Source organism: Rhodoferax fermentans (assembly GCF_002017865.1).
GTDB classification, from domain to species: Bacteria; Pseudomonadota; Gammaproteobacteria; order Burkholderiales; family Burkholderiaceae_C; genus Rhodoferax; species Rhodoferax fermentans.
In genome coordinates this window covers 2,601,824-2,614,218 of sequence record NZ_MTJN01000002.1, presented here as the reverse complement: position 1 = coordinate 2,614,218, position 12,395 = coordinate 2,601,824, and the positions used below count along the sequence as shown (strand labels likewise).

Here is a 12,395-nt window from a genome sequence, read left to right as displayed (position 1 = left end):
AGCCGGCCTCGCGTTGGATGACAGCCCCAAAACACCTCTTTTTTTAGCCTCTTGCCTGCCTCACCGCCGAAGGAAATGTGTAAGCCCAATTGATTAGACTCGTTGTTTTCCACAATCAAGCAGCGGTCCTGTCACCGCCTATATTTATGAGCGAGCGCATTGCATTTATCGGTGGCGGCAACATGGCCAGCGCCATCATCGGCGGTCTGATCAAACAGGGCGTTTCACCGCAGGACATCGACGTGGTGGAGCCGTCAGAGGAGGCACGTCAGCAACTCAGCAGCAGTTTTGGCATCACCGCCCAGGCTCAGGCCAACCCGAGTCTGGCCACAGCTTCCCTCGTGGTGTGGGCGATCAAACCCCAGGCGTTCAAGGACGCCGCCGTGGCGGCTGGCCCTTTCACCGGCAACGCCTTGCATCTGAGCGTGGCTGCGGGCATCCCCACGGACAGCATGGCCGCCTGGCTGGGCACCCAGCGCGTGGTGCGTGCCATGCCCAATACACCCGCGCTGATTGGCAAAGGCATCAGCGGCTTGTTTGCCCGCGCGGGCGCCAGCGCTGAAGACCGTGCGCAGGTGGAACGGGTGATGGCAAGCACGGGTGAGTTTCTCTGGCTGGATACCGAAGACAAACTCGACGTGGTCACCGCCCTGTCCGGTTCCGGTCCGGCCTATGTGTTCTATTTCATGGAAGCCATGACCATGGCGGGCACCGAGATGGGGCTGAGCCGGGAACAGGCCGAGCACCTGGCAGTCGCCACGTTTGCCGGTGCCAGCGATCTGGCCCAAACCTCGGCAGACAGCCCCCAGGTGCTGCGCCAACGTGTCACATCCAAGGGGGGCACCACGTTTGCAGCCATTTCCAGCATGGAAGACAACGACGTGCGCGCCTTGTTCATTGATGCCATGTACGCCGCCCGCGAACGCGCCAAAAAGCTGGGCGCTGAATTTGGCGCTGCCTGAACCCGGGCGGGTCACCCGCCGCTGGCAACCTCAGCGCCTTAGCGGCTGAGGTGCTTCGGCGACAACAAGCGACTGGTGAGGCTGGCATTGACCTCCGCTGCCGTCGCACCACCCCCGCCTGAGCTCACCCCAGCAGCACAATCAGCCAGATGGCCGCCATGTTGAGCAGGCTGACCAGCTGGGCGGCGCTGCCCAAGTCTTTGGCGCGCTTGGCCATCGGGTGAACTTTGAGCGAGGTGTGATCCACCGCGGCTTCGATGGCCGAGTTGATGAGTTCCACTACGATGCTGAACACATGGGCAAACACAATCAGCACCCGGTCATGGGCTGACAGGGGCAACCAGGCCATCACGACCAAGCCGACCAGCGCCAACAGGCACACCTGCCGAAAGGCGGCCTCGTCGGCCCAGGCGGCTTGCAACCCTTGGAGGGAATAGGTCGCGGCGTTCACGATACGGCTCAAGCCCGTCTTGCCCTTGAACGGGCTCTTTTCACTGTCTGACATAGACACTCCAAAAGCTTGTGATGTGGTTTTGCATCAGGCCAACAACTTGGGCCTGAACCGCCTGGTGAGACCCGGCGAGGTTGGGAGCATGGGGCGTCATCACACGGCGTAGCCAGCCGCAATGCCGGCAAACACCGCAAACCCCAGCCAATGGTTGATCCGAAAGGCCTTGAAACACCCCTCACGGCTGCGGTGGCGGATCAGGCTGTAGTGCCAGGCGACTTGCACCAGGGCCACACCCATTGCCACCAAATAAATAGCACCCAGCCCTTTATGCATAAGGGCCAGATGCCAAATTCCTATAAATAGCAGGTAAAACAGCAGCACCGCCGGTACATCCAGGCGGCCCAGGGTGATGGCCGAGGTTTTGATGCCAATCTTCAAGTCGTCGTCGCGGTCGACCATGGCATATTCGGTGTCATAGGCCAACACCCAGAACAGGTTGCCCAGCATCAGCCACCAGGCCAGCGGCGGCACCTCGCCCTGCACTGCGGCAAAGGCCATCGGAATGCCCATGCTGAACGCCAGACCCAGCACAGCCTGTGGCATCGATACCCAGCGCTTGGCAAAGGGGTAGATCAGCGTCACCGCCAGAGCCGCAAATGACAGCAGCACCGTGAGGCGGTTGGTGGTCAACACCAGCGCAAACGACAGCAGCGCCAGCACCGCTCCCACGCCCAACGCCTCTTTCACCGAGAGCACCCCGCTGGTGACCGGGCGTTGTGCGGTGCGTTTGACGTGGCGGTCAAACTCGCGGTCGGCCACATCGTTGACACAACACCCCGCGCTGCGCATCAGCACCGTGCCCAGCACAAACACGGCCAGCAAATGCCAGCCCGGAAAACCACCTGCCGCCAACCACAGCGCAGCCAGCGTCGGCCACAGCAGCAACAGCCAACCAGCCGGGCGGCTCCAGCGGATCAGATCCAGATACAAGCCCAATTTCTTCTGCCAGACACTCACGCTGCGCCCCTCACAAACCCACTTGCCGCAAATCCAGACGGCCACCCAACACCGGCGGGCACCAGAAATGGGCGCCAGTCACGGGGCGTGAAATGGCAAACATCGCATCCACCAGACCATCGTCGAGCCCCGCCATGCGCCGCATCTGGGCCTCAAACGCGTCAAACGAGCGGCCAAACGCCACAAACACCAGCCCGGCCTGCTCACCCTGGACCCAGGGCATCGAGCGGCGCAGCACAAAGGCCTCGGGTGAAAAACTCTCCTGAGCCGTGCGTTTGACGTGGGCAGATTCGGGGGCGTCATCCAGCTCCTCACTGTCGCTGCGACGGCGCCCTACCGTGTGGTCCTGCTGCTCGGGGCTCATCGCCTCAAAGGCATCCAGGTTGTGCCGCCATTGCTGCACCACCATGAAACTGCTGCCATCGAGCCCTGGCCCAGCGCCCTGTACCAATGCCGCTTCTAGTGCCGCATCGTCCACCGGGTTTTCCAGGCCGTCCTCATACCCCGTCAAATCCAGCCCGTGGCCTTGTGGCCCCAGTCCGTGGCGAAAACCATCGATCACCTGATCAAGCGTCAAACCCGGCGCCAGCGCCTGCTGCAGGCGCCGGGTCAGGTGCATCAGGTCGCCCAGGTCATCACCACGCAGCCAGCAACACAGGGCGCTGGGCGTGGCTGGCACAAGCACGCCCGGGCCGGACAAAGCGGTGAAGGCACGCAACCCCGGCACCTCGGCCCCCAGCAACTGCACCAGCTCCGGCCCCAGGCCAACCAGCACCTGCGTGCCGTCGGCCAGCGCGGCCAGCCGGGTCAGGGCACTGCGGACCAGATCGACCGACACCGACGCCACCGAAAAAAACACATACCGCCCCAGCTTGGGGACCTCTGCCAGCACGGCTGGTTGACACGCGACCATGAACTCCACTCCAGATTGATTCACTATTGATAGCTATTAGCTCAGGAAAGACGGCGCACACCGGGCAATTCGCATGCATAAATCGCGTTGCGCAGCGCGGCAATCGCCTCGTAGCGGGTGAAGCTGCGCCGCCAGGCCAGCACCACCCGGCGGGTGGGCGCGTCTCCCTCGAACGGCAGGTATTTGATGAACGGCTCCTCGTCACGTTTGCGCTTGGAGGTCGACTCAAGTGCCTCTTTCGGCACACTCAAGCGGGGCACCAGGGTGACTCCCATGCCAGCCGCCACCATGTGTTTGATGGTTTCCAGCGAGGAGCCCTCAAAACTTTTGCGGATGCCCTCGGCATTGGCCGAAAAACGCGCGAACTCGGGGCAGACCTCCAGCACATGGTCGCGAAAACAATGGCCTGCGCCCAGCAGCAGCATGGTTTCGCTCTTGAGCTGCTCACTGGTCACCGAGTCCTGGCTGGCCAGCGGGTGGTGGGTCGGCACCGCCGCCATGAAAGGCTCGTCATACAGCGGCGCCAGCGCCAGTCCGGCATCGGGAAAGGGCTCGGCCAGGATGGCGCAGTCAATTTCACCGGTGCGCAACATCTCTAGCAGCTTGACGGTGAAGTTCTCCTGCAGCATCAGCGGCATCTCGGGCGTGTGTTCGATCACCTGGCGCACCAGCCCAGGCAACAAATAGGGGCTGATGGTGTAGATCACCCCAAGGGTCAGCGCCCCGGCCAGCGGGTTTTTGCCACGTTTGGCGATCTCCTTGATCGCGGCGGCCTGCTCCAGCACACTTTGCGCCTGGCGCACGATGGCCTCACCGAGCGCGGTGACCGACACTTCGTTGGCGCTGCGCTCAAACAGCTTCACATCCAGTTCTTCTTCGAGCTTCTTCACCGCCACCGACAGGGTCGGTTGCGACACATAACAGGCCTCGGCGGCTTTGCCAAAGTGGCGCTCACGCGCCACCGCCACGATGTATTTGAGTTCGGTCAGGGTCATGGGGCTATTGTCTTATCAGAATGGTCGCTGGCTTTTGGGCTGGATCAACAGGCAGGGCGGCCCGCACTCAGGCCTTCAGAAACTCGGCCTTGCCACCGAGCCAACGCAACACATGCTGCTGGGCCAGTGCTGGGTGCTGGTCCAGCATCACAGGCGCCAGCTCGCGTGCCCAGGCCAACAGGCCCGCGTCGGCCACCACATCGGCAAATCGTAAAAGCGCCGCACCCGACTGGCGCGCACCCATGAACTCACCCGGGCCACGGATCTCGAGGTCGCGCCGGGCGATCTCGAAGCCGTCGTTGCTCTCGGCCATGGCACGCAGCCGTTCGCGGGCGGTTTCACTCAGGCGGGGTGCATCGCCGGTGGAATACAGCAGCACACAGGCCGAGGCCGCCGCGCCACGCCCAACCCGGCCACGCAGTTGGTGCAATTGGCTCAGGCCAAAACGCTCGGCGTGTTCGATCACCATCAGGCTGGCGTTGGGCACATCCACGCCGACCTCGATCACCGTGGTGCTGACCAGCACTGCCATCTGGCCGCCGGTGAACAGGCTCATCACCGCACGTTTCTCCGCCACCGGCATGCGCGAATGCAGCAGGCCCACCATCACCCCGGGCAACGCGGCGCTGAGCTGGGCATGGGTCTCGGTGGCGTTGCGCAGGTCCAGAGCCTCGCTCTCTTCGATCAACGGGCAGACCCAGTAAATCTGCCGCCCCTCGGCAATCTGGCCCCGGATGCGTGCCACCACCTCGTCACGGCGGGCGTCGTTGACCACTTTGGTGATGATCGGTGTGCGCCCGGGAGGTAACTCGTCAATGGTAGACACGTCCAGATCGGCGTAATAACTCATGGCCAGCGTGCGCGGAATCGGCGTAGCCGTCATCATCAAAAGATGAGGTTCCAGTGCGTCAACCAGCTTGCCACGCAGGGCCAGGCGCTGGGCCACACCAAAACGATGTTGTTCGTCGATGATGGCCAGCGCCAGTCGGTGGAATTGCACCTTGTCCTGGATGATCGCGTGGGTGCCCACCACCAGCTGCGCCTGGCCGCTGGCGATCAGCGCCAGCATCTCGCGCCGCTCCTTGGCCTTCTGGCTGCCGGTGAGCCAGGCCACGGTGATACCCAGCGGATGCAGCCAGCCCACCAGCTTGGCAAAGTGTTGTGTCGCCAGAATTTCGGTGGGGGCCATCAGCGCACACTGCCAACCGGCGTCGATACACACTGCGGCCGCCAATGCCGCCACCACGGTTTTGCCGGAACCCACGTCCCCCTGCAACAGGCGGTGCATCGGCACGGTCTGCTGCAGGTCGTGGGTGATTTCTTCGCAGACGCGGCGCTGGGCGCCGGTCAACGCAAACGGCAGGGTGGCCAGCAGGCGCTCGTACAGCGGCTGGCGCGCGCGGGGGCCGCTGTCTTCGCCCTGCGGGAGCGATGACACAGCAAGCGCATCGTCCGTTGTCAGCGCGGGTGCCCGCAATACCGCGCGCTCGCGTTTGGCCTGCAATTGCGAGAGCTGCTGCGCCAGCAACTCCTCGGCCTTGAGCCGTTGCCAGGCCGGGTGGCTGTGGTCCTGCAGCGCGGCCAGCGTCACGTCGGGCGTCGGATGGTGCAAAAATGAGAGCGATTGGCGCATATTCCACTTGGGCTGCAGGCCAATTTGGCTCAAATACACCGAGGGAATGGTGTCGACCAACTCGGCACGCGCCAGCCCGGCATCCACGGCCCGGCGCAGGTAGGCCTGGGGCAAACCGGCCACCGTCGGGTACACCGGCGTCAGCGCGGTGGCGAGTGGCCCACCGGCAGCTTTAAAAGTCGGGTGCATCATCGTCAGCCCGGCAAAACCACCCCGGATTTCACCGCGCACCCGGATCTGGTTGCCCACCGCCAGGGCCTTTTGCTGCGAGGGGTAAAAGGTGAAAAACCGCAGCAGGCAGGTGCCGGTGCCGTCGTCCAGCGTCACCAGCAGCTGGCGGCTGCCGGTGATCCGGACCTCGCTGTGGCGCACCGTGCCTTCGACTTGGGCCAACTCCCCCTCACGCACATCGCGCAACTTGACCAGGCGGGTCTCGTCCTCGTAACGCAGCGGCAGATGCAGTGCCAGGTCGATCGGCCGATCCAACCCCAGCTTGCGCAGGGCTTTCTGCGGGCCACTCAGCGGCTTGGACGGCGGCGCGGCGGCAGAGGTGACGGACGGCTTGGGCATGTGCTGATTTTGCCCGTGCTTCGGGTCACGAGGGTCAAACACCTTGCCACGGCGTTCAGGCTCGGTGCCGCCAGACAGTGCCCTCGGCTCAGGTAGGCAGGACCCGAGCTGTTTTGGGTCGCCCCAGCCGACTGAGTTTTTGCTCCACCAGATGGTAAAAAGCCGCCCCCGCCAGGTTGCAGGCCAGCCAGGCCACCAGCACGCCCGCCGTCTGCACCCAGACATCGTCCGAGCCATACCGTGTGAACCAGGCGTTGACCACCAGCGCCACCGGGAAATTCAGCAAAAACACCGAGTAGGAAATTTTGCCCAGGTAGGCCAGCACCGGGCTGCGTGGCCAGCTGTAGAGCCAGCCCTTGCGCAAAGACCAGGCCAGCACCACGGCCACCGTGAGCGCCACCGCAATGCGGGCGCGAAAGTCGAACACCAGCGCCAGCAGCGTCAACAGCACCAACGCCCGCATGCGCCAGCGCCGCGCCCGCCCCGAGGGCAGTTGGCAAAACCAGTACGCCAAAGCCCCCAGACCGTAGGCGCCAAAAAAGTACAGCGCCCAGTTGTCCCAGCCAGCATCGCGGTTGAAGTAAAACAGGGACGCCAACCCCAGCCCCCACACCAGCGCCCGCGCCAGGCGGCGCCGCCGTGTGGACGGTGCGTCGGGCCAGCGCCGGGCCGCCCAGAGCAGCAGCAGCAGCAAGGCAAACAGCTGGAAATCAATCGCCACATACCAGACCCCGGCCGAGAGTGCATCCATGTCTAGCACACTCTGCAGCAGCAGGACATGGCTGACAAACTGCCAGAGTGTGGGCGGGTCGGGCAAGGAGTCGTGCTGCATCCAGTGGCCGGCCAGTTGGGTGCAGGCCATGGCCACCAGCAGCGCGGCGATGTAGGGCAAAGCCACCCGCACATAACGCTGCCACAGCTGGGTCAAAGGCTTGGCGGTGACCAGCACCGCCTCGGGCGCCAGGCTGCGCGCCGCCAGAAAACCGGCAATCACCAGAAACACCTGCACCGCCATACGGGCGTCCTGGCTGAACCAGGCCACCAGATCGGGAGCCAACAGATAGGCGCCATCCGACAGCGGGCCATAAAAGGCCAGATGATGCAGGACGATCAGCTGAGAGGCAACCGCCTTGAACGCATCCACCAAGGGCAGACGCTGGCTGGGTGCCGGGTAGGCGGTGGTCAGAGATGAAGGCATGGGATCCATGGGAGGCTGCTTGCGACGGGCGCGCCAGGCCGGGGCAGCGTGGTCGAGCTGGACCACACTGAGCTCGGAACCGACCGAGCGCGCACCACAACAACACAGTGGCAGCACGTACCCTGACCTCAATCTGCCCGAGCTGGGCAAGCACCTTCACAAAAAGGTCTATTTTACTTGGTGGCCAACCGCCTCTGCCTTGAGCGGCGGGGAGTCTCTTGCGACGCTGCTCACCTCGCCAGAGCGCGCTACACATCCGCAGCAGCGGACAAGCCCAGCGGCAAAACGGCCTTGATGGTGGTCCCTTGTCCGGGGACGGAGCTGAGTTCCAGTCGACCTTGCAGCGCGTGCATGCGCTGGCGCATGCCCGACAGACCATGGCTCGCGTGTTTGGTTTGTCCGGCGTCAAAACCGACACCATCGTCGCTCACCACCACCTCAACATGGTTCCAGTAGTTTTTCACCAGCACCTGCACCCGCGTGGCATGGGCGTGTTTGGCAATGTTGGTGAAAGCCTCTTGCACCAGACGGTACACCCCCAGTTGTTGCCCCTCGTCCAACTCAAGCGCATCCACACTGGTCTCCACTGTCAACTGCGTGTTGGCTCTGAACTCCTGCGCCAATATTTCGAGCGCAGCGGGCAAACCCAGGTTGGACAGGGAGGAGGGGCGCAAATCTTCGATGATTTTTCGCTTGATGGCGATGCCAGCATTGAGCGTGCTGGTCAGGTGACTCAATCGCTCGTGCAGGTCCGGTGGCTCGGTTGGCAACCTGGATTTCACACGTGCCACATCAAACTTGGCTGCCGTGAGCAAGGAGCCCAGCTCGTCATGTAATTCCCGAGCCAAACGTTCGCGCTCGCGTTCCTGAACATTGATCAAATGGTTGGCCAGCTGCTCCAGCTCAGCGGTGCGCAGCGCCACCAAACCTTCCAGTTTGGCTTTTTCGTGTTGCAGATCTTGGGCGCGCTTTTGGGAAGCCTCATGCAACTTGGCCGAGCCGCGCAAATACAGGCCAAATGCCAGCAAGCAGAAAAGCGCCGTGATCATGACACTCAGGCGCGAAGCCTGCAAACTCTGCTGGACTTTGATGGTTTGCAATGTCAGATCTTTGGCAGCCGATTTCAACAGCACATCCGACGCCACACGCACAGCATCCATATACTGCCGCCCCAGACCGGTGTCCATCACGACTTGCCAGGCTTCTTGTTCGGCGCCGGATTGGCGGAGTTTGATCGTCAGTTCCAGCTCTGCCAATTTGCGCGAAATAGCGCGCGACAACACAGCGAACTCAGCCATCATCTGGGCATTGGACACAACGAGCGCGCGCAAGCTGTTGAGCGACGCCTCGACCTCGGTCACGGCTTGGGTATAGGGCTGCAGATAACTTGGGTCACCAGTAAGCATATAACCCCGTTGCCCGGTCTCGGCATTGAGCAACAGGCGCTGCAAGTTGTAGATGCTGGTCTGTCGCTGGGCGACAACAACACTGCCTCGCGAGGCTTCACTGGCAGCGTCAAAATTGAGTTCATTCGCCACAATCAACGAGGCCGCCACCATCACCGCCAGGCCAAAAATCACTTGCTGCTTAGACAGCCATTTGCGGGCAACCTCCACCCAGTCACGCTCGCGCACCTTGTCGATCACGCTGACCCACTTTCCGTATATACCCATCTTTCGCCTCACTGCCAGCCCTGATGCAAATTGCGCTTGACCGCAGGGCGCTACGGATTTGAGCTGCGCCGCTATGATAATCAGCGATCCATCGCATCATGCCCAACATCAAAATTGCCATCATCGACGACCATGCCTTGGTACGCAGCGGTCTGCGAGGCTTCTTCACAGACCAGCCCGACATCGAGGTCGTTGCCGAAGCCGGTGATGGCGCCCAGGCGTTGGAGGTGGTGCGTCAACACCAGCTGGACGTCCTGATCCTGGACATCTCCATGCCTAAACAATCGGGTATGGACGTGTTGGCCAGGATCCAAGCCCACGCGCCCGACTTGGGCATCCTGATCTTGAGCGGTTACCCCGAGGAGCACTACGCCGTGTCTTTGTTACGCCGTGGCATCAGCGGCTACCTCAACAAACAATGCGAACCCGAAGACGTCTTGGCGGCAGTACGTCGTATTGCGGGTGGCAACCGCTACATCACGCCCCAGATTGCTGACCTGTTGGCAGGCCAACTGAACCGGCCAAACGACGCTGCAGCGCACGAGCAACTGTCCGCGCGCGAGCTGCAGGTGTTGTTGCGCCTGGCCAAAGGTGAAACCGTGGGTGATATCGCCCAGTCCTTGTTCCTGAGCGCCAAAACCGTCAGCACCTACCGCACCCGCATCCTGGAGAAAATGGGACTGGCCTCGAACAGTGATCTGACCTACTACGCTCTGAAAAACGGGTTGCTGGATTGAGGGCAACTCAAGGCAGCTTCACATCCAGACCCACTTGGCGGCAGTAATCGATCAAGGCATCGACGTCTTGCGACTTGTCAAACACACGATCCGCCCCCAAACGCAAAGCCTGCGTGCGCATCTCAGCCGTGGCGTAGTTGGACAACACCAGCACCCGTTGTTTGGGTAAGCGATTGGCGCAGGCCCTGAGCACGGGCAGACCTGATCCACGTTTGAGAAAAATGTCCACAATGGCCACATCCCATCCGTCAGGATGTTCGCTCAGCCACTCAATCGCATCGGTCTGCTGCTCCGCAACACCCACCAGACAGGCATCCACAAGGTCCGTCAGCATGTCCATCAAACTGACACGGATCGTCAAACTGTCTTCAACAAGAAAAATGCGCAAGCTCACAAAAAACGACCTCTCATTTGGCAAAACAACCGCCCATGGGCTGGTTTTCGACACTCAGGATATCGGAAAGTTGGCCAAAACGCTGTAGGACAAGACCGCAACTTGTGCAAATAGGGTCGTTGCAAGAGGGGGCTGGACCAGTCAAGGTGTAGGACAAGGCCCACAAAGCTTGGCGGTGGTGGCTGATAGCCCGCAGACATGTTGCTGGGCATCATCCAAACGACACCAACCATCAGGAGAGCACGATGCAGATCACCTCACGCCCCACTGGCGATCCACGGCAAAACCACTTCTTGGCCGCGTTGCCCGAGTCAGTTTGGACTCGCTGGCGTACCCAACTCGAGTTCGTTGACCTGCCTCTGGACAAGTCCTTGCACACCTCTGGCGCCACCCCAGCTTATGTGTACTTTCCGACCACGGCCATCGTGTCCTTGCTGTACATCACACGCGACGGCGCATCCACCGAAATTGGTGCGCTGGGCAACGATGGTGTCGTTGGCATCGATGCACTCATGGGCGCCAGCACCGTTGCCAGCGAGGCGGTGGTACAAAGCGCCGGAAGCGGCTACCGGCTGAATGCCCATGCGGTGCGACAAGAGCTGTCGCAAGGCGGCCCGGCCTTGCCCTTGTTACTGCGTTACGCCCATGCCCAGGTGGCCCAAATGGCACAACTGGCCGTGTGCAACCACTTCCATTCGGTCGAGCAGAAGTTCTGCCGACGCCTGCTGATTGGGCTGGACCGCTCGTCTCAACGCGAGTTGACCATGACCCATGAACAATTCTCCAACCTGCTGGGGGTGCGGCGCGAAAGCATCACCACTGCGGCGCACAAACTGCAGCTCAGCGGCGTGATCCGTTACCGCCGCGGTCACGTCACGGTGCTCGATAGGCAGCGGCTGGAGCGTGGGGCTTGCGAGTGTTATGCCGCAGCCAAGAAACAATACCAAAGCACGATGCCACCGCTGCCCTTGCCTCTGGCCGCGTAAAACAACAGCGCGGGCCGCCACAGCCCGCGCTGTTGTCAGAACCGTCCTTAACGTGCAGCTGTCGCGCGTTCGGCCAGGAAGATCTCGATACGGCGGTTTTTGGCGCGGCCCGCCTCGGAGTTATTGTCCGCAATCGGCTCACGCGAACCCCGGCCGTCAATCTGGATGCGGCGTGCATCCACACCACGCGAAGCCAGGTACTCACGTGCGCTGACCGCGCGGTTGACCGACAGCGGGTTGTTGATGGCATCCGAGCCGGTGCTGTCGGTGTGGCCGATGATGCGGATCTCGGTGTTGGGCTGGCTCGACAGACCCTGTGCAAACTGGTCCAGGATAGGCTGCAGATTGGACTTGATGTTGGCACGCCCGGTGTCAAACGAGATATCACTCGGGATGTTGAGTTTGAGCTGGTTGTCGTCCGTTTGAGTCACCGCTACACCGGTACCGGCGGTGGCCTGCTCCATCGCGGCTTTTTTCTTCGCCATCTGGTTCGACCAGATGTATCCACCCAAGGCGCCCAAACCAGCACCAATGGCAGCGGACTTGCTGCTGTCGCCAATAGCGGCGCCTGCCAGCACCCCCACACCGGCACCAATGGCCGTGCCACGTTGTGTATCAGACATGTTGGCGCAGCCACTGGCCAGCAAAGCAAAGGCGCACAGGCCGGTGGTGGCCAGGCGGGCGGGGGATGTGAATGGGGTCATGGTGAGTCCTTGTGAGTACTAAAACAAAAGTTATATCACCGGCAGGTGGCAACTTGCCGTGCGCCAGCGCACACAGCGCCAGCAAATCTCTGATGCGTTGACAACGATGAGCCTCGTGACAGCGGGCCTGCGAGAATGGCGGGTTGATCCACTTGGCACGGG

13 protein-coding genes are annotated in these 12,395 nt (G+C 62.0%); 4 read left to right on the top strand and 9 right to left on the bottom strand.

The window, feature by feature from the left end; translation table 11 throughout:
• The first annotated feature begins 146 nt into the window (after positions 1 to 146).
• Positions 147 to 962 carry a pyrroline-5-carboxylate reductase gene (gene proC / locus RF819_RS12220; protein ID WP_078365247.1) on the top strand — a complete coding sequence of 272 codons (816 nt, stop codon included), beginning with the start codon at positions 147 to 149 and terminating at the stop codon, positions 960 to 962.
• Positions 963 to 1,086: 124 nt separating this feature from the next.
• Here the strand turns inward: proC and RF819_RS12215 are convergent, their stop codons facing one another.
• From RF819_RS12215 to RF819_RS12185, 7 genes are all read right to left on the bottom strand, one after another.
• Positions 1,087 to 1,467, bottom strand: a complete 381-nt coding sequence (locus tag RF819_RS12215) for a diacylglycerol kinase (RefSeq protein ID WP_078365246.1) — start codon at positions 1,465 to 1,467, stop codon at positions 1,087 to 1,089.
• Between the two features lie 99 nt (positions 1,468 to 1,566).
• On the bottom strand, positions 1,567 to 2,430 hold the full coding sequence (gene ubiA / locus RF819_RS12210; protein WP_078365245.1) for a 4-hydroxybenzoate octaprenyltransferase: 864 nt from the start codon (positions 2,428 to 2,430) through the stop codon (positions 1,567 to 1,569).
• Positions 2,431 to 2,440: 10 nt separating this feature from the next.
• Positions 2,441 to 3,343, bottom strand: coding sequence for a Dyp-type peroxidase (locus RF819_RS12205; protein WP_078366922.1), 903 nt, complete (start codon positions 3,341 to 3,343; stop codon positions 2,441 to 2,443).
• Positions 3,344 to 3,384: 41 nt separating this feature from the next.
• Positions 3,385 to 4,338 carry a LysR substrate-binding domain-containing protein gene (locus RF819_RS12200; RefSeq protein WP_078365244.1) on the bottom strand — a complete coding sequence of 318 codons (954 nt, stop codon included), beginning with the start codon at positions 4,336 to 4,338 and terminating at the stop codon, positions 3,385 to 3,387.
• A 67-nt stretch (positions 4,339 to 4,405) separates the two neighbouring features.
• On the bottom strand, positions 4,406 to 6,541 hold the full coding sequence (gene recG / locus RF819_RS12195) for an ATP-dependent DNA helicase RecG (RefSeq protein ID WP_078365243.1): 2,136 nt from the start codon (positions 6,539 to 6,541) through the stop codon (positions 4,406 to 4,408).
• 88 nt (positions 6,542 to 6,629) lie between these two features.
• Entirely contained in the window at positions 6,630 to 7,739 is a 1,110-nt protein-coding gene (locus tag RF819_RS12190; protein WP_078366921.1) for an acyltransferase family protein, read from the bottom strand.
• A gap of 248 nt (positions 7,740 to 7,987) precedes the next feature.
• The gene (locus tag RF819_RS12185) at positions 7,988 to 9,412 is read right to left on the bottom strand and encodes a CHASE3 domain-containing protein (RefSeq protein ID WP_078365242.1); all 1,425 of its coding nucleotides are present in this window, start codon (positions 9,410 to 9,412) and stop codon (positions 7,988 to 7,990) included.
• 98 nt (positions 9,413 to 9,510) lie between these two features.
• On the opposite strand from RF819_RS12185, the gene RF819_RS12180 reads away from it, so the two are divergent.
• Positions 9,511 to 10,149 carry a response regulator gene (locus RF819_RS12180; RefSeq protein ID WP_078365241.1) on the top strand — a complete coding sequence of 213 codons (639 nt, stop codon included), beginning with the start codon at positions 9,511 to 9,513 and terminating at the stop codon, positions 10,147 to 10,149.
• Between the two features lie 7 nt (positions 10,150 to 10,156).
• Here RF819_RS12180 and RF819_RS12175 read toward each other — a convergent pair whose 3' ends face one another.
• Positions 10,157 to 10,483, bottom strand: a complete 327-nt coding sequence (locus tag RF819_RS12175; RefSeq protein WP_420853886.1) for a response regulator — start codon at positions 10,481 to 10,483, stop codon at positions 10,157 to 10,159.
• On the opposite strand from RF819_RS12175, the gene RF819_RS21425 reads away from it, so the two are divergent.
• Both RF819_RS21425 and RF819_RS12170 read left to right on the top strand, forming a co-directional pair.
• Positions 10,482 to 10,631, top strand: a complete 150-nt coding sequence (locus RF819_RS21425; RefSeq protein ID WP_169906410.1) for a hypothetical protein — start codon at positions 10,482 to 10,484, stop codon at positions 10,629 to 10,631. The genes RF819_RS12175 and RF819_RS21425 overlap by 2 nt on opposite strands.
• 157 nt (positions 10,632 to 10,788) lie before the next feature.
• On the top strand, positions 10,789 to 11,529 hold the full coding sequence (locus RF819_RS12170; RefSeq protein WP_078365239.1) for a Crp/Fnr family transcriptional regulator: 741 nt from the start codon (positions 10,789 to 10,791) through the stop codon (positions 11,527 to 11,529).
• 47 nt (positions 11,530 to 11,576) lie between these two features.
• On the opposite strand, the gene RF819_RS12165 is transcribed toward RF819_RS12170, so the two are convergent.
• Positions 11,577 to 12,233: a YiaD family glycine zipper/OmpA-like lipoprotein gene (locus tag RF819_RS12165; RefSeq protein WP_078365238.1), complete on the bottom strand. Its 657-nt coding sequence runs from the start codon at positions 12,231 to 12,233 to the stop codon at positions 11,577 to 11,579.
• Positions 12,234 to 12,395: the final 162 nt, after the last annotated feature.